Origin of the sequence: Aquimarina penaris (genome assembly GCF_040786285.1) — a bacterium.
Taxonomy (GTDB): domain Bacteria; phylum Bacteroidota; class Bacteroidia; order Flavobacteriales; family Flavobacteriaceae; genus Aquimarina.
Genome location: NZ_JBFMKQ010000003.1, coordinates 374,842 through 394,539, shown reverse-complemented (window position 1 = coordinate 394,539; position 19,698 = coordinate 374,842). Strand labels below are relative to the sequence as shown.

Here is a 19,698-nt window from a genome sequence, read left to right as displayed (position 1 = left end):
ATTTTTGAATTAATTTTCTTTCCTCAATAACTCACAAACTCAAAGACTCACACACTAATACTTCACAATTTCAAACTCACTTCTTCTATTGGTTTGATGCTCTTCTTCTGTACACCCCTTAGCACCACAATCTATTAGAGGCTGTGATTCTCCGAACCCAACAAACTTCATTCTTCTGGCATTTACATACCCCACTAATGCCAAATAGTTTCGTGTAGACTCTGCTCTTCTTTCTGATAAAACCTGATTATATGAACTTGTTCCTCTACTATCTGTATGCGAGCTTATCTTTATATATACTGTTTTATAGCGCTCTAATTTTAATGCTAGCTTATCAAGTACCTTTTTAGAATCTGCCCTAATATTCCATTTGTCATAATCAAAGTAGATTGGAGGCATTTTAAAGTATAGTTTTCCATTCTTCTCAACAACCGGAGGTCCTTCTGTATCGGTAAGAAGAGTTTCTTTTAGCTTCGTTTTTGTAATTTCTTCTTCCTTTTGTCTACTGGTAGTTATATCTGTGATTCGTACTTCTTCTCGTATAGAGACACTGTCTTTGCTTCTATTTCTCGAATCTTCTTCTGAGGAAGTAATACGTTCTTCTTTCTTTTTCTCTCTATCAAGAAAAATCACATAGGTTTCTTCTTCCTTTTCTTTTATTACAACAGGTTTAGTTCTTGTTCTATACCCTTGGGCAGAAGCCTTAAAATTATACTTACCAGGAAATAGTTTGATCCCAAAACCAGCTATAGAATCTAATTGACTCTCATACACCTCTTTATTATCATTATCATACAAAACCACATCTGAGTCTGTAATATAATCATCAGTAGCAAAGTCCCTAACTTCGAAACGTGCCCTATATTCTTTCGGGAAAATATCTCCGACCTGAGAAAACGCATAAATATCATCTCCTATTTTCTTACGATTTGAAGCAAAAAAACCATCGGTTTCATTATAATATGCCATCGAAAAATCATCAAAATTAGAATTAATAGGTGCTCCTAAATTAATTGGCGTAGTTAACTTTTCATTTTTAAACTCTGAAACAAAAATATCCATCATTCCTAATCCAAGATGGCCATTAGACGAGAAGAACAGATGACCTTCTTTATCAACATATGGAAATTGCTCTCTATGGGGTGTATTAATTTCTGGTCCTAAATTTACCGGATTGCCATAGGTACCATCTAGATTAACATCAACATAATAAATATCAAAATCACCGAATCCCCCAGGCATATTAGATGCAAAATATAATTTACTTCCATCTATACTTAATGAAGGATGCTCTATAGAATAATTCACATCATTGAATGCTAGTTTTTCGGGTTTGGTCCAATTACTATCCACTTTTACAGATTTGTATAGGTGGATTGAATTTTTTCTGATGCTATCAAATTTCTTTTTCCCTTTTTCTGAATTACTCTTCGATACATACATCGTGTTTCTATCTGCTGTAAAACAAAAATTTCCTTCATGCAGTTTAGAGTTAATTTCTTTTGCAACCGCAGCGATATCAGAGATTGGATTATTTTCTTGATCTACCTCAACTTTATAAATATCTAAAAATGGTCTATGCGTCCATTTATACTTTCTATTTAGCACACCATAAGGCTTTCTATCTGTAGTAAAATACACTAAACTATCCACCTTTATCGCCCCAAACTCAGACGCTTCAGAATTAAAGCCTACACTCTTTATTGTGTAATCATCATCTTTCAGTTTAAAATCTTCTATGATAGAAATCGCATCGGTTTTGCTAAAATCTGAAGTTTCAGTTTCGTTTGATTTATACAGTGCCAAAAATTCGACTGATTTATCATACTCACCTAGAGCCGAAAGTACCTGGTACATCATAAAGTTATATCGATTATCATAGGTTTTATCTCGATTATAAAACTTACCCGAAGTCAACACCTTTAGATATCGATAGGCTTGCCTAAATTGAAATGTGTTGTAATATGAAGTAGATATATTCTGCACAATGTGCTTCGTATATCCTTCTTGATTCAATTCTTCTTCATACTGCATCGCAGCATTTATATAATCACCTTTTTCAAAAAAACGATCAGCCCTACTTTTATTTTGAGAAACAGCAGCTTGAGTAATCAACACTGTCAATATAAATATTGTCTTAAACTTCATAATTTAGAAAAATCTTGGAGATGAATATGTATTACTGAAATTTAGAAGATCGAAATTAAAAAGCAACACAATCTCATGACTTCCATTATTATAACCACTTAAATCACTTACACTAAAGTCATATGAGTATCCTATTTTAAGGTTATTAGTAATATTAAATCCCGCTAAAGCAATAAAAGCGTCGGTATATCGATAAGAAACCCCTAGCTCAAACTTATCATATAGTAAAGAATTTAAGGAAATATCAAAAGTTAAAGGAGAATCAACAACCTGTTTAACTACTAATGAAGGTTTTAAACGGACTTCATCAACAAAATCAAAAACATAACCGGCAATACCATATATATGAGTTTTTGTTTCGGCTACACTAACGCTATTAATTTCTACATTACTAGGTAAAAGGTTAGGCGAAGAAATTCCTGCATAAAAATTGCCCGTAAACATATACAACCCGGCTCCAATATTTAATTGAGTGGTAGAAGTATTATCAGAAAAAGCGGGATCTGTAGACACATCAGAATTAGACGGGTCTATCTTAAAATTATTAACTCCTGCTTTTAATCCATAAGATAATCGCATTCGATCTGAAATCTTTGTAACATATGCAAAGTCCACATTTATGTAGTTATTATTTACAGGAATTGCATCTCCTATCTTATCGTTTACGTAATTTACACTTAACTCAATCTTTTCATTTAACGGTATATTACCAAAAACATTAGCCGTTTGAGGTGACCCTTCTATACCTGTCCACTGTTTTCTATACAAAAGACCCGTAGACACCAATCCACTTTGGTTTGTTGCATATGCAGGATTTACTGTACTCATATTATACATATATTGAGAATACTGGGGCTCTTGCTGGGCATGGATTACCGAGTAAAAAACTATAATTAGTATAAAAGTTAATTTTAATCTTATTTGTTGCATTTATTTTATTTATTAGTCAGATAGAATCGCCTAATAATCATTTTGTTACTTCAAAATTGAATATCATGACTTATTTTATATTTATCTGCTTAGGTAAAAACTTCCTTGTATTGGTAAATTGTTTTCAAAATTGGGAGAAAAAATATAGAAGTAGGTTCCAGAGGGAAGATCATCTCCTAATCGCACAGATATATTACTTTCTCCTCTAAATTCTTCGGTATCGCGTTTACCTTCGTAAACAAGTGTACCATACCTATTGTATATTTTTAAATCAAAATCGGGGAAAGCTTCTGGAATATTATACACCTCGTCTATTAACAAATCAAAGGTGTCATTCTGGTTATCGTTATTAGGCGACACCCCATCCTGAAAATCTAAAGTACATAATTCACCATTAGAGAACTTCTCCCCAGTATTAAGTATATTGATTACCACTGCTAATCGTTCGGATTCACAATTATCTACATCAACATTCGTGATATAATATACCTGGTTATCTAAAAGCAGTGGATTATCTACAATTGGAGTTTCACTCTCTAAGGTAGCATACCAATTATAATTTAGAACATCTATCTCTATATCTTCTAACCTCTTAGCATCTAGAATACAAAATTCTTGTTCGGGAACATTGGGTACTGGTACATCAATAATCTGTATAGATACATTTAACGAAGATTCATCACATGGTAACGAATTTGTCACTACATATCTAAAATTATAAATACCGTTGGTTAATGTTTCGAAATCTACTGTACCATCTGGAGTTAATGCATCTGTATTATCGGTATCTTCAAAAAAACCAGTACGCACTGTATTTCTATCCAAAAGAGAATATAAGTTTACATTCCCTTCTAGTTTACAGAAAGTTTCACTTCTATCGTTACCAATTTCGGCAGGATTAGCAATTCGTATTGCCACTGTAGATAAAGCGGCGCTACTACATCCTGCATTCGGAGGGACTGTATACGTATAAACACCTTCATTTAAAGGGGCTAACATTGTATTATTTGCTTCAAAAACCCCTAAATGATCTGGGGATCTGTACCCAAAAGGGCCTGTCCATATCCCTGTAGTATCTGGATTACCACTCAACAAATCAAAAAGTGTAATCGTTAAATTATCAGAACATAAGGTAATACCACTACTACTTCCACCTGCGTTAGACACTTTGTTTATGTTAAAAACTAGATCAGCCCTATCTGTACAACCTCCTGAGCTTGTTGTTGTATACGTAAATGTAAAGGTCTGTGACGTATCACTAACTGGAAAAACAAAAGTATTGTCAACAACATCTCCTGCAGGGTTTGTCCATACCCCTGTAGTCACTATAGCATCTGTTCCGTTTGTATTTAACAAGCTCCTTAAATCAACAGTCCCTAACGATTCACAAAGATTTACCCCTGTGGTATTCTCACCCGGGTAATCTATTGGAGATATTATGATAGTAATTTCTGTTGATTCTGGTCCACATGGATGCAATGGATTAATTGATGGTCTGCAAAAATTTGGATTGTATAATTCTTGTGTATCATACATTGAACAAAGCAATTCTGGAAACACGGTGTACCTAAAGACATATGTTCCGGTTGCCGCTCCCGGTATATTTATAATTCCTCTATGTCTTTCAGCTGGATTAGTTATCAATAAATCATCAAAGTTTGCCTGTAAATTTAGATCAGAAGGACCACTTACAAATTCCCATTGCACATAATCCTCTGTACTACTTCCATCCATATAATCAAACAAAACATCATTACTATCTCTAAAGAACTCAACAAAATCATATAAATCAGTAGAAGGATCAGTAAACTCCTCGGAACAAATTTCTGGTGGAGGACCATTTTGAGTAAATGGTTTTAACGCTTCAAAAACTGTAAATCTTACTGTTGAAGATGCATCTTCACAAACACCAGAACGTTGCTCAACGGTGTACGTAAAATTAAAATCTTGGCATCCAAACCGGGGTGTGGTAGCTACCAAATCATCATACAATGTTCTAAGATTTACTTCAGAATCATCTGGACTTGTAATTTGAACACCATCTAGCGACCATGTTCCTTCGAGATCTTCATTTAATAGATAGTCATTATCCCTTAAATTTATTGGAGCATCATAATCTCCGTTTTCAAAATTACTTTGACAAATGTTATACTCAGAAGCATAGCCAGAAAAAACCTGTCTCACGACTGATATTTTTACTTCGGTTACCGATTGTGGAGAACAAGCTGGATCAAACCCAGTAACGGTGTATCTAAATGCAAATTCATCGCTATCTATTCTACCATCTCCCGGAGTATACGGAATTGTGGTACTAAATAATGATCCATCCAAATTTACATCTGCTCCTGGTGGTCCAATATATTCCCATATTCCATTTAAATGAGGTGGAGGCACACTTTCTAAAGAAACCAATGTTTCAAATAAATCTATATCTACTAACGGATCTGGATCAGTTCTGCAAATGTCTTCCTTATCACATACGATAACATTTACTTCATTCAATCCTGAAGGTGGCAAAGCTTGCCCAGAGTAAGGCCCTAAAATTAAATTAACCCTACCCACAATTTGATCTGTACAACCAGAACTTGAATTCAATAAAACAAATTGGTAGTCATTCACAGCTCGAGAAGCGTTGTCAAGATCCCATAAACGTAGAGTTCCATCAGGATTTAAAGCAAAATTAAATCCGGGATCAAACCATTCGTCTCCCGCTTGAGGAGTTAAACCAGCTATTTCATCATAAAGATTAATAACACCATCGGGACCAGCAGTTGCATCACCGTCAATTATGGTCATATCACATATGCGTATAGACGGATACGCCGTATTACACTGTGAAAAAGAGGCATTTGGTATTATAAAAATAAAAAATAAAAATTTTACTAAGCTTCCTCCCAGAACCCTTAGCAGGTTTCCTCTTGTTTTCAAAATAATATATTTTTTTAAGTACGCGAAAATATGATTTTATTTTAAAACCCTGGTTAACCTGCGGCATTTACCTACTTAAACGTTTAAGTACATGTATTACACTCTTGTTTCCAGAGTTTTCACTATATCTTTTAATGTATACCCTTTAGCCTGAAGCAATATTAAATAATGAAACAATAGATCTGCACTTTCATTTAAGAATAGCTCTTCATCATCATCCTTTGCTTCAATAACCACTTCTACAGCTTCTTCTCCTACTTTTTGTGCTATTTTATTAATTCCCTTTCTAAACAAAGAAGCAACATAGGATTTCTCATCTTCTTGATTGCTTTTACGGTCTTTAATTACTGCTTCTAACTCTGATAAAAATCCAAATGAAGGGTCATTATCTTCTCCCCAGCATGTATCTGTTCCTTTATGACAAGTAGGACCTTCAGGATCTACCATTACCAATAGTGTATCTTGATCACAATCAACCTTAATGTCTACTAGATTTAAAATATTACCACTCTCTTCTCCCTTTGTCCATAATCTATTTTTAGATCTACTAAAAAAAGTAACCTTTTTTGTTTCTATTGTTTTTGTATATGATGCATGATTCATATAACCTAACATTAATACATTTTTGGTTTTTGAATCTTGTATGATTGCAGGAACTAATCCATCATTATTTTTGTTGAAGTCTATTTTCATATTTTAAGTTTAGAGGTATGAGCGAAGATCGACGAATAAGTTTTAATACTTATTTTATGGTATTCAATCTCTTTCTTGCTGTTATAATTGATGAAACTGTTATAGCCACAAGTTCATTCGCTTCTTTTATTAATCGCTGATTTTCATTTTTATTAATTGATAGAATTTCTTTAAATATTTCTAACCAATACATACTCTCATCTGCTTCTTCTTCTACAATTTTTAGCTTATTAATAAAATCTCTATCTGATTTTGCTCTATTAGCGGCTCTATAATTTGCTCCAACTGAACTCGAAGATCGAATTAATTGTCTAACTAAAGAATCAAACTCCCTAGACTTAGGAATAGATGAACAAAATTTGATACAGTCAAGATTGAATCTTTTTGTTCTTTGTTTAAGATCTTGCATATTGATTATTTAACATTCACTTTTAAAACTCTACGTTCTACTTTCGTAACTCTTACTTTTTTATAATCGAACAGGAATTTCATTATTCCTTAATTCTTCTTTTAAATCTCTAATTTCTATTTCTTTGAAATGAAAAACACTAGCCGCCAAAGCAGCATCGGCTTTTCCATCTTTAAAAGTATCTACAAAATGCTGTATATTACCTGCTCCACCAGAGGCTATTATCGGGATATTAAGTTCTTCAGACAATTTTGCTAACGCCTTGTTTGCAAAACCGTCTTTGGTTCCATCATTATCCATAGAGGTGAAAAGGATCTCTCCGGCCCCTCTTTTCTCAACTTCTTTTGCCCAATCAAACAAATTTAATTCTGTAGGCACTTTTCCTCCTACTAAATGCACTTTCCATTCGCCATCGATCTGTTTAGCATCTATTGCCACAGTGATACACTGGCTACCAAATTTAGCCGCTAAGTCATTGATCAATTGTGGATTTTTGACTGCGGAAGAATTTATGGACACCTTGTCTGCTCCATTTTGCAATAAAACATCAACATCTTCTACAGAAGCAATCCCACCACCAACTGTAAACGGAATATTTACTTTCTCTGCAACATGTAGCACTAAGTTTGCTAATGTTTTACGTCGCTCCTCGGTAGCAGAAATATCTAAGAATACTAATTCGTCGGCTCCGGCTTTAGAGTATATATCTGCTAACTCTACAGGATCCCCTGCATCACGCAAATCAACAAAATTGACTCCCTTTACGGTTCGTCCGTTTTTGATATCTAAACAAGGTATGATTCGTTTTGTTAACATATATTCTACGCTATTTTAGTTCCATTTTCTACTTTTCGCTCTGGTTGAAGTAATATTACCTCTTTGTCATCACCTAAACCTCCTAGCACTAGGCATTCACTCATAAAATTTGCAATTTGCTTTGGAGGAAAATTAACGACAGCTGCTACCTGCTTTCCGATAATTTCTTCGCAAGTATATAATTTAGTAATCTGGGCGGATGTTTTTCGTTTTCCTAATGCTCCAAAATCAATTGTGATCTTATATGCAGGATTTCTAGCTTCTTTAAATACTTCGGCAGAAATGATTGTACCTATTCGCATTTCTACCTTTTCAAAATCTTGCCAACTTAAATTATTACTCATTTTATTATATATTAAGAATATAGTTCTCCAATTGTTTCAAACTAATCCTATTTTCATAAATCGCTTTTCCTATAATGGTTCCTTCACAACCCAACTCTGCCAACCTTGGTAGCTCATCAAATGTTGAAATCCCTCCTGAAGCAATCAGTTTCAGGTTTTCTGTTTCTTCAAGAATTCTTTCGTACAACTCAAAAGAAGGGCCTTGCAGCATACCATCTTTACTAATATCTGTACAAATGACATACACAACTCCTTCTTTTTGATATTCTTGTACAAAAGGAATCAGTTCTTTATCACTTTCTTCTTGCCATCCGCTAACTGCAATTTTTTCATTATTGGCATCTGCTCCCAAAATAATGTTATCGGCACCATACTTTTGCACCCAAGACCTAAACGTATCGGGATCCTTTACAGCTATGCTACCTCCTGTAATTTGGCTTGCTCCACTTTCGAAGGCAATTCTTAAGTCTTCATCGGTTTTCAACCCCCCTCCAAAGTCTATTTTCAAACTAGTTTTACTAGCTATCTGTTCTAAAACTTTATGATTAACGATATGCTTAGATTTTGCGCCATCTAAATCTACCAAATGCAAATATTGGATTCCATGAGCTTCAAACTCTTTGGCAACTTCTAATGGATTTTCGTTATAAATCTTTTTTGTATCATAATCTCCTTTTGATAGACGAACGCATTTTCCTTCGATAATATCTATGGCAGGGATAATTCTCATGTGAGTAATATATTTTGAATAGTTATTTAATTAATCTAGAAGTTTTAATAGTTTTTCTGCTACCATATCACATTTTTCTCTGTTTCCTGGCATTCCAATAGTAGTTGTTTCAAACTTAAATAGAAGGTCCGATAACCCTTTTACATTTGTTCCACCAACAAGTATATTATAAACTGATGGAACATAACCGCGATATTCGTCATCAGGTGCTATATTATTTATACCTATAGGATCCCAATCCCTCCATAAAATAGTATCAATCTGTTTATATAATTGTTCCTTTTCCATTTTACATTTCCAAAAAATTTCTTAATATTTGTTCACCTACTGTACTACTTTTCTCTGGATGAAATTGCGTGCCATAAAAGTTATCTTTGTGCAAAGCTGTACTATACTCTACACCATAATTTGATTGGGCCACTGTTTGTGCCATTACGGGCACATAATAACTGTGCACTAAATAGATATATTCTTTTTCATCAACCTCTTTAAACAAAGGAGATTTTAGCGATTCTATCTGATTCCATCCGATCTGAGGAACTTTAACTCCATGGTTGAAACGCACCACATCGGTATCAAAAATCCCTAATCCCTTGGTATCGCCTTCTTCTGAGGAATTGCACATTAGTTGCATTCCAAGGCAAATTCCCAAAACTGGTTGCTTTAATTGAGGCACTAAAATATCTAACCCAGAGGCTCTTAACTTTCGCATTGCACTACTGGCCTCACCTACTCCAGGAAAGATAACTTTATCTGCGGCTTTTATTTCTTCAGGATCATCGCTCAAAACGGCTTCATACCCTAATCGTTTCATTGCAAACTTTATAGATTGAATGTTCCCTGCACCGTAATTAATAATTACAATCTTCACTTTGATTTTAGATTTATGGTTTCCGATTTACAATTTTAAAATTCGTAATTCGTCAATCTTAATTTATAATTAAATTATAGCATTCCTTTTGTACTTGGCAAAATCATTTTCTCAGGATCTCGTTTTACAGCTACTTTAATCGCTTTAGCAAAAGCTTTAAAAATAGCCTCGATCTTATGATGCTCATTAGTGCCTTCTGCTTTTATATTTAAATTAGCTTTAGCACCATCGGTAAACGATTTAAAGAAATGAAAAAACATCTCTGTAGGCATTTTACCAATCATTTCACGTTTAAAATCCGCTTCCCAAACTAACCAATTGCGCCCTCCAAAATCGATTGCCGCTTGGGCCAGGCAATCATCCATAGGTAAACAAAAACCATAGCGTTCTATCCCTAGCTTATTATCCAGCGCTGTAGAGAAAACTTCGCCTAGTGCAATTGCCGTATCCTCTATGGTATGATGCTCATCAACTTCAAGATCTCCTTTTACCTTTACATCCAAATCCATTTGACCATGACGCGCAATTTGATCTAACATATGATCAAAAAACTCTAAACCAGTGCTAATATTACTTTTACCTGTCCCATCGAGATTGAGTTTTATGTAAATATCTGTTTCATTGGTTTTTCTTGAAATTTCGGCTACTCGATCATTTAATTTCAAGAACTCATATATTTTTTGCCAGTCATTACTCTCTATAGCAATATGCCCGTTGAGTTCTTCACGTTTTATGGTTATTTCTCCCGTTCCTAAGTTGGTATTATCATTAATAAATATCCCTTTCGAACCTAGATTTTTCGCCAACTCCATATCGGTTAAACGATCTCCTATTACAAAAGAGTTTTCTAAATCGTATTCATCAGAAAAATACGCCGTTAATAAGCCTGTACCTGGTTTTCTGGTATTTGCATTTTCATGCGGAAAAGTTCTATCTAAAAACACCTTATCAAATACAACCCCTTCGTTTTCAAAGGACTTCATTATAAAATTATGTACCGGCCAAAAGGTATCCTCGGGAAAAGAATCTGTACCCAACCCATCTTGATTAGTTATCATGACTAGCTCATAATCCAATTCTTGAGCTATTTTACCCAAATAGGTAAACGCCTTGGGATAGAACATCATTTTTTCGAACGCGTCTATCTGTTCATCTACCGTTTCTTTAATGATCGTTCCGTCTCTATCTATAAATAATACTTTCTTTTTCATATGGCCTCACCTTAGCCCTCTCCGAGAAGGAGTGGGAACTAAGGATTTGTTATAGTTGTTTTAATATTTTTATTAATTTCTCATTCTCTTCAGGGGTACCCACCGTAAACCTAAGTGTATTTTCGCATAAAGGCTGAGTACTTCGATTACGTATTACGATACCCATACTCAATAATTGATGATATCTTTTATCTGCATCATCTACTTTTGCTAAAATAAAATTGGCATCACTATGATATACTTTTTCTACAAAATTAATTTGCGATAATATTCTTGCAAGGTTTTTTCTTTCTTCCAGAATCTTTGCTACCTCAATTTTTACTTGATCACTGTCTAAAACCCGCTTTAAAGCACGTTTTTGAGTTAGTTCATTAACATTATAAGGAGGTTTTATTTTATTAAGAATACTTATTACTTCTTCTGAAGCATAACAAACACCCAATCTAATTCCTGCCAGCCCATAAGCTTTAGAAAGCGTTTGGGTTACAATAAGATTAGGATAGGTTTTGATCTTTTCAATCCAGCTCTTTTTAGAAGAAAAATCTATGTAGGCTTCATCAATAATGACCAAGCCGTCAAATTTATTTAAAATTTGAGTTATATTTTCCTCAGAAAAAGAGTTCCCCGTTGGGTTATTGGGAGAGCATAGAAAAATAAGTTTTGTATTTCTATCTACTGTATCTAAAATATCTGAAACATTAGGTTGAAAAGTATTGGTTAACAACACCTCACGTTCTTCAATATTATTGATATTAGCTAATACTTTATACATTCCATAGGTTGGTGGTAATGTTATAATATTATCCATCTTAGGTTCGCAAAATGCTCTAAATAAAAGATCTAATACTTCGTCACTCCCGTTTCCTAATAATATATTCTGTACAGCAACTCCATTTTGCTCTGCCAGAACTGATTTTAAATTTCTTTGTTGTGGGTCTGGATAACGATTTACTCCATTCTCGAATGGATTTTCATTCGCATCGAGAAAAATCATTTTAGATCCATCACTTACATATTCATCTCTTGCCGAAGAGTATGGTTTCAGCCCCAATACGTTTTGCCGAACTAATTGATTTATATTAAATTGTGTTTTATTCATTTTTATGGTACTCCCGAACTAATTTCGGGATCTCTTTTTTTATTTTAAACTTTTTAATCGAAGTGTAACCGCATTTTTATGTGCTTGTAAGCCTTCAGCCTCGGCCATTAACTCAATCGCATTGCCAATCGCCTGAATCCCTTCTTCAGAAATCTTCTGAAATGTCATAGATTTCATAAAACTATCTAGATTTACACCACTGTACTGTTTTGCATATCCATTGGTAGGCAAAGTATGATTTGTACCCGAAGCATAATCCCCCGCACTCTCTGGAGTATAGTTACCTATAAATACTGATCCGGCGTTTTCAATATTATCAACATAATAGTTTTCATTTTCTACGCATACGATAAAATGTTCTGGGCCATATTCATTTATAAGTGCTAGCGCATCTATATCATTATCAATATAAATTAGTTTTGAATTTGAGATAGCGGCTTCTGCAATTTCTTTTCTTGGTAACACTGAAAGTTGTATATCTACTTCTTTTTCTACTTTATCGATCATCTCTTTTGAGGTAGAAACCAAAATCACCTGGCTATCTTTACCATGTTCGGCCTGGCTCAATAAATCTGAAGCAACAAAGGTCGGATTAGCCGTATCGTCTGCTACCACTAATAACTCACTAGGTCCTGCGGGCATATCTATAGCAACCCCATATTTAGTGGCTAATTGCTTAGCAACGGTTACAAATTGATTACCTGGACCAAATATTTTATATACTTGTGGGATACTCTCTGTACCAAAGGTCATCCCAGCAACAGCTTGTATACCTCCTACCTTACAAATTTTGGTAACCCCACAAAGATCTGCCGCATATAAAATAGCAGGATTGATTTTACCCTCACTATTTGGAGGTGTACATAGAACTATTTCTTTGCACCCTGCAAGATTTGCAGGTATTGCCAACATTAGAATTGTAGAAAACAACGGAGCCGTACCTCCTGGGATGTACAACCCAACTTTTTGAATAGGCCTTTTTTCTTGCCAACACGAAACCCCGTTGGTGGTCTCTACAGTAATTTTTTTAGTTTTTTGTGCAGCATGAAAAGCTTCAATATTTGATTTTGCAATTGCTACAGCATTCTTTAGATCCTGACTTACTAAATTTTTAGCCTCTTCAATTTCATCACTAGAAACCAAAATGGTTTTAAGCGTTGCATTGTCAAATTTTTGAGTATATCTATCAATTGCCACATCGCCTTCTGATCTAACTTCATTAAAAATATTCAAAACCGTAGTTTCTATATCCTCGACAGTTTGTGTTGGCCTTTCTAACAATGTAGACCAGGTATTTTTATTTGGACTGTATATCTTTTTCATAACCCTTCACCCTAACCCTCTCCCCAAAGAGACGGAACTTGGGCTTAATTTAATTATTCTCTAAATCGTAATTCGTATAACTTAATTCAAAAATCATAACACCATCTTTTCAATTGGGCATACGAGTATTCCTTCAGCTCCTTCTGCTTTTAGCTCATCAAGAATATCCCAAAACTTGTTCTTCTCAACTACTGTATGAATAGAGCTCCACCCCTTTTCTGCTAATGGTAATACTGTAGGGCTGCGCATCCCAGGTAATATTTTCACGATATTTTCTATCTTCTCATTGGGAGCATTAAGCAATACATATTTCGAATTTCTGGCTTTTAGAACCGCTTTAATTCTAAACTGTAATTTTTCGAGAAGTTCTCTATTCTCTTCAGAAATTTTCGGCGAAACAGCAAGTACTGCTTCTGATGCAAGCATAACCTCTACTTCTTTTAGATTATTCTTAAACAATGTACTTCCGCTAGAAACAATATCACAGATTGCATCTGCCAAACCAATGTTGGGTGCAATCTCAACAGAACCCGAAATCTGGTGTAATTCTGCAGAAATTCCCTTTTTTTCCAGGTATTGATTTACTGTATTAGGATACGAAGTAGCAATTCTTTTACCGTCGAGATCTTTAATAGTATTATATTCAAAATCCTTTGGGACCGCTAATGACACTTTACACTTAGAAAAATTAAGTCGTTCTGCAATAGATATATCTGTTCCTTTTTCTATTAATACATTTTCGCCAATGATAGCTATATCTACCACTCCATCACGAAGGTATTGCGGTATGTCACCATTTCTCAAAAACATAACCTCCATCGGGAAATTGCGCGTTTGAGCTTTTAATTGATCTTTACCGTTATCGATCGAAATTCCGCAATCTTTAAGAATTTTAACCGAATCTTCATTAAGTCGGCCACTTTTTTGAATAGCAATTTTAATTTTTGACATTCTCTTTGTTGTTGAGTTTAATCAGTTCTAACAAGCCCGTTTTAAAACAAAAAACCCGTTTGAACTTCTCAAACGGGTTAAATTTATTGTTGTATTATACACATACCACACTTACCACGCCTGAGCGAAAATGTAAGAATGATGATGATGTAAAAAGATGTTTTTCATTGATTTTTGTAAATACAACGCGAATTTATAAAAAAATATTTTCTTCAAAAGCATTTCAACTTAATTTTTTGCAATTAATCTTTTTTCTGCAATAAATCTTTAGAAATTAAACCTCATAATAGGCTGATTATAAACATTTTTAATAACTTTAAGAGACTAACACTAATCATCAACATATGAAAAATTTAATTTCTTTCATCATTTTCCTGCTATTTGCATGGTTAGGAATGTGGTGGTATTATTCCTGTAACTGGTGTTTAGGAAATGGCAATTCTACAACAATAGTAGAAAGTAATCCAGATCCAAATACTGAAACACTCACCAAAAAAGCTTATGAAGACAGTATCGCTAATGCCAATAAGAATACTGTTGGATTATTTGTAAATGATGATCAAGGTAATGAGTTATTTACGTTTAAAGAAAACTTAGAAATCAATCGTAATAACGGAAATGTATTGATTCCAAATTCTGTAAATGGTTTTAGTGATCAAATTGTCGAATACTTAGGAAAACACCAGGATCAAGAACTAGTAATATCAGGGTATGAAAATTCTTCTGAAAGAGAAAAAAGTACAAATTTTGGTATTTCGAGAGCTAATTTTATTAAAGAAATACTTATTGAAGCAGGAGTAAATGGAGATCGAATTGTTACTAAGCCTACATTAGAAGATTACAATTATAATAATGACACAGGAAATTATATAGGGGGCATACACTTAGATTTCCACAAACCAGACGAATCTAGACTAGCGGAGATAGAAAAAGGTGTCGCCAACAAATTGTTATATTCTAAATTTGCACAAAAAACATTTACCCCCGATGCTACCTTAGCAAATTACACACTAGAACTTAAAAATTATATAGAAAAATATCCCGACAAGACGATACAGATTATTGGGCATACTGATAATGTAGGTGAAGAAGAGGCTAATATTTGGTACGGACAAGAACGAGCTAATAATGTAATGAATTATCTTATTTCTCAAGGTATTACTAAAGATAAGATCAAAGCTTCATCAAAAGGAGAGTCTAGCCCAATTGCTCCAAATGATAGTGATGAGAATAAAGCAAAAAATAGAAGAATAGAAATAATTGTAAACTAAATAAACTACAACTATGTTAGATTTTTTAAACGAGGCAAATTGGTGGTGTCTATTATTATTGTTATTCCTGGCTTTTTTGCTAGGATGGTTTTTATCAAAATGGATTCTCAAAAACAAATACAAATCTGAGCTTGATGAATGCAATAGACAGGTTTCTAGATTGAGAAACTCTGGTAATCCAAAAGCAAAGACTACATTTTCTAGTCCATCGGTACCAGAAACACCAAAAACTGATAACAATATTAAAGCAATAAAAACAAGAGATCATGGTGGCGTGGCTGTGGCAAATAGTGGTGATACCCCTACATTAAATTTTGACAGTTTTGGTAAAGCCGATGCTTCTCAAAAAGATGATTTAAAATTAATAAGTGGTGTTGGACCTTTTATTGAAGAAAAATTAAATGGAATAGGTATTTATACTTTCGATCAGATAAGTAAATTTAAAAAGGAAGACATCGAAACGGTAACACAACTTATCAAGTTTTTCCCTGGTCGTATCGAACGAGATAAATGGACTGATCAAGCCACTAAACTTATGAATAAATAATTATCATTAATTATTTTCATTTGATAAAAAAACCTTCACAAAGTCTGTTTTTGTGAAGGTTTTTAATATATAAATATACTAGCAATATTTTATTTATTAACTAAGGTATCAAATAGCCTATCAATTTGTAATGGCTTCCATAAAAACCCATCAAAATAAGCTGCATATTCTTCATTATTAACCGAAGTAACATCTGCCGTAAGTGCATATATCGGGGTTTTCTGATTTTCGTTAAGTGAATTCTTAATAAGCTTAGCTGCGTCAAAACCATTCATTTCGGGCATATGAATATCCATTAAAATAAAGTCAACTTTTTCTTTTTTTGCAATTTTTACAGCATCATATCCATTTTTTACTCGCTCTATTTTTACGCCCCATTTTTTAAGCAACTGCCCCATAACTAAAGCATTTACCTCATTATCCTCTGCAAGAATTGCTGTTTTATTTTTCAGCTGATTTGTCAGCTTTTGATCAATCTGAACATTTGCCTTACTCCTTTGTAATTCTAACTCAAATCGAAATATTGAACCTTTATCTTTTTCACTAGTTAAAACAACACTACTACCATATAACTCTACTATTTTTTTTACTATTGCCAGCCCTAGTCCGGTACCTCCATTATTTCTTGTTGTGATAGTAGTAGGTATATAAAAGCTATCAAAGAGTCTGGTTTGTTCTTGTTTAGCTATTCCAACACCAGTATCTTCTACACTAAAGGATACAGTATCCTTATTCGCTACCGAAGATATTAACTCAATATCAATACTTACCGATCCTTTATTTGTATATTTTATAGCATTACTTACAAGGTTTCCTAAAATTTGAAACAATTTAGTTTCATCAAGCATATAGAATTTACTTAGAGCTATATCAATTTGAACATTTAATTCTATCCCTTTTTCAAGAGCCATTCCCAAATAAGTCTCTCTAATGTTATTGATGAGCTCCTGAAAATTAACCGCATGCATTTCTAATTCCATCTTATTAGAATCCAACTTTGAAAAATCCAAAATATCATTAATTATTCGCATTAAATTCTTTGATGAGAATTGTAAAGATGTGAGCAACTTTTGATCATCTGCATCTGCTCTTTCTTTAAGCATTGAGATAATACTTGTTACGGCATTTAATGGAGTTCTGATTTCGTGACTCATGGCAGACAGAAATGATTGTCGCATATTTGCAGTTTCCTCTGCTTGTTTTTCCTTTAATATAATAGCCTCTTTTTCACGCTTAAGATTTTCTTCTTGTTGCTCATATTTTATCTTTGAAATACGCTCGTAATTTTTGATAACTTTTAGCGTCTGAGAATTAATAGAAGCATCCTTTTCTAGTAAATAATTTTCAAGATATTTTAAAGCCTTTTTATGTTCATTTTCTCCTCTATATATTTCATAAAGAAGATGACTAGATTTAAATTTAGTTCTAGAGAGGTTATATTTTTCGCCAAATGCTACAACCTCTTTTAACGTGGTTTTTGCTCTTTCTTTCTCTCCCGTTTCTAGATATAATTGTGCCAATTTATGTTTAGTCATTCCTATACCAAAAACCTCATTATATTTTTCGTGTATACTCAATGCTTCAATATAATCAGCACTAGCTTTTTCATACTTTTTATTATAATTATATACTTTACCCCGACCATAAATAGCAAAAGCAAGACCCCTATCGTCTCCCGTTTCTAATTTTAGCGCTATCGACTTATTAATCATCTCTAGTGCTTCTTTAGGCTTATGCTTTTTTAACAAAATCCCCGACATAGGATTATACACGTTGGATTCAAGGTTTTTATTTTTACATTTTTTTGCTGTTTCAATTGCTATCTTATACGCTTCAGAAGCATTATTTTCATCCCCTAAAATTTCATAAATAGTACCCAGTGATTTTTGGGTTCTGGATTGATTATGCCAGTCATTATATTTTTGATAAATAACCAAGGCATCAATAAGGTAAATCATCCCAAGATGATAATTGTTTGTTTTATAATGTATACCCGCTATGTTATATTTAGCATCAGCTACTCCTCTTTCATCTTCTAACGTCTCAAAACAGGTAATTGCCTTTTCTGCATATGATATAGCTTCACTTCCTTTTCCACAAATCATGTTGAACAACGAGAGCATATTTAAGCTTTTGCCAATACATGCTTTATCATTTATTTTTTCACTTAGCCCTAAGGCTTCATTGGCCAGTTTTACACTTTCCTGTAAGTTATTAACCCTAAGTTTATAGGATTGTTCAAGCAAGTAAATAATTTTAGACAATGTAGTATTCTGTTTGTCCATAATGGGTAATTACGTAATAAAAATCGTACTATAAATATTTTAAAAAAAGATCAAACGATTCTTAAACAAGATAAAAATACATTTTTTTAAAATCATCAGCTATTACTCTGCGTTTTTTCTATCATAATTAAAACATAACAAGATAGTTAGATACCATTTCTATATTAGTTCTTGATTAGTTTATACACATCTTGAATACTAGTTATTGTTCAAAACGAACCCTTATTTTAGAACTTCTTAATACGCATAAAAAAACCATCATATAATATTGTGATATTATATGATGGTAGTACTTAAAAAAGCATACAGTCGATACTAATTTTCTATTGATTACCTAATATTAAAGGCATTCCATCTTTTCCTGAACCTACAACTATTACCTTTGCATTAGGAGATTTTGCCAGTTCTAATGTTGCTTGTATCCCTTTTTCTTTAAGGATTTTATCTGTTAATGAAGCACTTAGAATTTGATTAGCAACGGCTTTCCCTTCTGCATCAATTTTTTGTCTCTCTGCCTCTTTTTGAGCTTTGGTTAATTTAAACTCATATTCTAATGATTCTTGCTCTTGCTTTAATTTACGCTCGATAGCTTCTTTAATAGTAGGAGGCAATGTTACGTCGCGTACCAAAACTTCATTAAGTTGCACGAATTGATCTCCTACAATCTTTTTAGTCTCTTCAAAAATCTCTTTCTGAATAACATCTCTCTTACTAGAATATAATTGTTCTGGAGTATATCTACCGACCACACTACGGGCAGCAGACCTTATCGTTGGTAATAATATTCTAGCTACATAATTTTCTCCTTTTTGCTGATGCAATAATCCTAATTTTTCATATTGAGGTTGAAACCATGCCGAAGCATCAAGTTTTATTTCTAATCCGTTAGAAGAAAGTACTTGCATTTTTTCAAAAACCTCTTGCTGTCTTACTTCGTAAATAATTACTTTGTTCCAAGGGGCAACTAAATGAAACCCTTCTCCTAGTGGTGGTTGATCTGTTACTACTCCACCTCCAAATGTTTTATAAAGTACTCCGGCCTCACCAGAACCAATAGTTTCTGTTGATTTTGAAATAAAGACGATTCCTAAAACAATAAGAATCAGAATAGGTAACCCTATTTTTGGTAATTTTTCCATGAT

Annotated in this window: 18 protein-coding genes; 2 read left to right on the top strand and 16 right to left on the bottom strand. The window is 33.5% G+C overall.

Translation table 11 applies throughout. The features are described 5' to 3' along the window. Positions 1–54 precede the first annotated feature (54 nt). The 14 genes from ABW637_RS15540 to hisG all read right to left on the bottom strand — a co-directional run bounded on the left by ABW637_RS15540 (position 55) and on the right by hisG (position 14,453). Positions 55–2,148, bottom strand: coding sequence for an OmpA family protein (locus ABW637_RS15540; RefSeq protein WP_367585638.1), 2,094 nt, complete (start codon positions 2,146–2,148; stop codon positions 55–57). Between the two features lie 3 nt (positions 2,149–2,151). Beyond that, positions 2,152–3,078: a PorP/SprF family type IX secretion system membrane protein gene (locus ABW637_RS15535; protein WP_367585637.1), complete on the bottom strand. Its 927-nt coding sequence runs from the start codon at positions 3,076–3,078 to the stop codon at positions 2,152–2,154. A gap of 81 nt (positions 3,079–3,159) precedes the next feature. Further along, on the bottom strand, positions 3,160–6,006 hold the full coding sequence (locus tag ABW637_RS15530) for a T9SS type B sorting domain-containing protein (RefSeq protein WP_367585636.1): 2,847 nt from the start codon (positions 6,004–6,006) through the stop codon (positions 3,160–3,162). Between the two features lie 96 nt (positions 6,007–6,102). Next, complete coding sequence (gene hisIE / locus ABW637_RS15525) at positions 6,103–6,699, bottom strand: bifunctional phosphoribosyl-AMP cyclohydrolase/phosphoribosyl-ATP diphosphatase HisIE (RefSeq protein WP_367585635.1); 597 nt, start codon at positions 6,697–6,699, stop codon at positions 6,103–6,105. A gap of 49 nt (positions 6,700–6,748) precedes the next feature. Continuing rightward, positions 6,749–7,108 carry a four helix bundle protein gene (locus tag ABW637_RS15520; RefSeq protein ID WP_367585634.1) on the bottom strand — a complete coding sequence of 120 codons (360 nt, stop codon included), beginning with the start codon at positions 7,106–7,108 and terminating at the stop codon, positions 6,749–6,751. A 60-nt stretch (positions 7,109–7,168) separates the two neighbouring features. Then, positions 7,169–7,924 (bottom strand): imidazole glycerol phosphate synthase subunit HisF, encoded by a 756-nt coding sequence (hisF, locus tag ABW637_RS15515; protein ID WP_367585633.1) that lies wholly within the window; start codon positions 7,922–7,924, stop codon positions 7,169–7,171. A 5-nt stretch (positions 7,925–7,929) separates the two neighbouring features. After that, entirely contained in the window at positions 7,930–8,268 is a 339-nt protein-coding gene (locus ABW637_RS15510; RefSeq protein WP_367585632.1) for a tRNA-binding protein, read from the bottom strand. A gap of 4 nt (positions 8,269–8,272) precedes the next feature. Next, positions 8,273–8,998, bottom strand: a complete 726-nt coding sequence (gene hisA / locus ABW637_RS15505; RefSeq protein WP_367585631.1) for a 1-(5-phosphoribosyl)-5-[(5-phosphoribosylamino)methylideneamino]imidazole-4-carboxamide isomerase — start codon at positions 8,996–8,998, stop codon at positions 8,273–8,275. A gap of 30 nt (positions 8,999–9,028) precedes the next feature. Then, a complete protein-coding gene (locus tag ABW637_RS15500) occupies positions 9,029–9,286 on the bottom strand; it encodes a hypothetical protein (RefSeq protein WP_367585630.1) in 258 nt (85 codons plus the stop codon). Between the two features lies 1 nt (position 9,287). Further along, positions 9,288–9,869, bottom strand: a complete 582-nt coding sequence (hisH, locus tag ABW637_RS15495; RefSeq protein ID WP_367585629.1) for an imidazole glycerol phosphate synthase subunit HisH — start codon at positions 9,867–9,869, stop codon at positions 9,288–9,290. 74 nt (positions 9,870–9,943) lie between these two features. Continuing rightward, positions 9,944–11,080, bottom strand: coding sequence for a bifunctional histidinol-phosphatase/imidazoleglycerol-phosphate dehydratase HisB (gene hisB, locus ABW637_RS15490; RefSeq protein ID WP_367585628.1), 1,137 nt, complete (start codon positions 11,078–11,080; stop codon positions 9,944–9,946). Positions 11,081–11,129: 49 nt separating this feature from the next. Continuing rightward, a complete protein-coding gene (hisC, locus tag ABW637_RS15485; protein WP_367585627.1) occupies positions 11,130–12,179 on the bottom strand; it encodes a histidinol-phosphate transaminase in 1,050 nt (349 codons plus the stop codon). 39 nt (positions 12,180–12,218) lie between these two features. Next, on the bottom strand, positions 12,219–13,502 hold the full coding sequence (hisD, locus tag ABW637_RS15480) for a histidinol dehydrogenase (RefSeq protein WP_367585626.1): 1,284 nt from the start codon (positions 13,500–13,502) through the stop codon (positions 12,219–12,221). 93 nt (positions 13,503–13,595) lie between these two features. Further along, positions 13,596–14,453 (bottom strand): ATP phosphoribosyltransferase, encoded by an 858-nt coding sequence (gene hisG / locus ABW637_RS15475; protein WP_367585625.1) that lies wholly within the window; start codon positions 14,451–14,453, stop codon positions 13,596–13,598. 344 nt (positions 14,454–14,797) lie between these two features. Here hisG and ABW637_RS15470 point away from each other — a divergent pair, with 344 nt between their 5' ends. Together ABW637_RS15470 and ABW637_RS15465 are read left to right on the top strand one after the other, a co-directional pair. Then, complete coding sequence (locus tag ABW637_RS15470) at positions 14,798–15,724, top strand: OmpA family protein (protein ID WP_367585624.1); 927 nt, start codon at positions 14,798–14,800, stop codon at positions 15,722–15,724. A 13-nt stretch (positions 15,725–15,737) separates the two neighbouring features. Next, positions 15,738–16,271 carry a helix-hairpin-helix domain-containing protein gene (locus ABW637_RS15465; protein ID WP_367585623.1) on the top strand — a complete coding sequence of 178 codons (534 nt, stop codon included), beginning with the start codon at positions 15,738–15,740 and terminating at the stop codon, positions 16,269–16,271. A gap of 89 nt (positions 16,272–16,360) precedes the next feature. Here the strand turns inward: ABW637_RS15465 and ABW637_RS15460 are convergent, their stop codons facing one another. Together ABW637_RS15460 and ABW637_RS15455 are read right to left on the bottom strand one after the other, a co-directional pair. Further along, positions 16,361–18,556 (bottom strand): tetratricopeptide repeat-containing hybrid sensor histidine kinase/response regulator, encoded by a 2,196-nt coding sequence (locus ABW637_RS15460; protein WP_367585622.1) that lies wholly within the window; start codon positions 18,554–18,556, stop codon positions 16,361–16,363. A 323-nt stretch (positions 18,557–18,879) separates the two neighbouring features. Next, positions 18,880–19,695, bottom strand: coding sequence for a prohibitin family protein (locus ABW637_RS15455; protein WP_367585621.1), 816 nt, complete (start codon positions 19,693–19,695; stop codon positions 18,880–18,882). Positions 19,696–19,698: the final 3 nt, after the last annotated feature.

Excerpts from the sequence above, each read along its gene's own strand:
- ABW637_RS15540 (WP_367585638.1), bottom strand. The coding sequence starts at position 2,148 with ATGAAGTTTAAGACAATATTTATATTGACAGTGTTGATTACTCAAGCT.
- ABW637_RS15535 (WP_367585637.1), bottom strand. The coding sequence starts at position 3,078 with ATGCAACAAATAAGATTAAAATTAACTTTTATACTAATTATAGTTTTT.
- hisIE (WP_367585635.1), bottom strand. The coding sequence starts at position 6,699 with ATGAAAATAGACTTCAACAAAAATAATGATGGATTAGTTCCTGCAATC.
- ABW637_RS15520 (WP_367585634.1), bottom strand. The coding sequence starts at position 7,108 with ATGCAAGATCTTAAACAAAGAACAAAAAGATTCAATCTTGACTGTATC.
- hisF (WP_367585633.1), bottom strand. The coding sequence starts at position 7,924 with ATGTTAACAAAACGAATCATACCTTGTTTAGATATCAAAAACGGACGA.
- ABW637_RS15510 (WP_367585632.1), bottom strand. The coding sequence starts at position 8,268 with ATGAGTAATAATTTAAGTTGGCAAGATTTTGAAAAGGTAGAAATGCGA.
- hisA (WP_367585631.1), bottom strand. The coding sequence starts at position 8,998 with ATGAGAATTATCCCTGCCATAGATATTATCGAAGGAAAATGCGTTCGT.
- ABW637_RS15500 (WP_367585630.1), bottom strand. The coding sequence starts at position 9,286 with ATGGAAAAGGAACAATTATATAAACAGATTGATACTATTTTATGGAGG.
- hisB (WP_367585628.1), bottom strand. The coding sequence starts at position 11,080 with ATGAAAAAGAAAGTATTATTTATAGATAGAGACGGAACGATCATTAAA.
- hisC (WP_367585627.1), bottom strand. The coding sequence starts at position 12,179 with ATGAATAAAACACAATTTAATATAAATCAATTAGTTCGGCAAAACGTA.
- hisD (WP_367585626.1), bottom strand. The coding sequence starts at position 13,502 with ATGAAAAAGATATACAGTCCAAATAAAAATACCTGGTCTACATTGTTA.
- hisG (WP_367585625.1), bottom strand. The coding sequence starts at position 14,453 with ATGTCAAAAATTAAAATTGCTATTCAAAAAAGTGGCCGACTTAATGAA.
- ABW637_RS15470 (WP_367585624.1), top strand. The coding sequence starts at position 14,798 with ATGAAAAATTTAATTTCTTTCATCATTTTCCTGCTATTTGCATGGTTA.
- ABW637_RS15465 (WP_367585623.1), top strand. The coding sequence starts at position 15,738 with ATGTTAGATTTTTTAAACGAGGCAAATTGGTGGTGTCTATTATTATTG.
- ABW637_RS15460 (WP_367585622.1), bottom strand. The coding sequence starts at position 18,556 with ATGGACAAACAGAATACTACATTGTCTAAAATTATTTACTTGCTTGAA.
- ABW637_RS15455 (WP_367585621.1), bottom strand. The coding sequence starts at position 19,695 with ATGGAAAAATTACCAAAAATAGGGTTACCTATTCTGATTCTTATTGTT.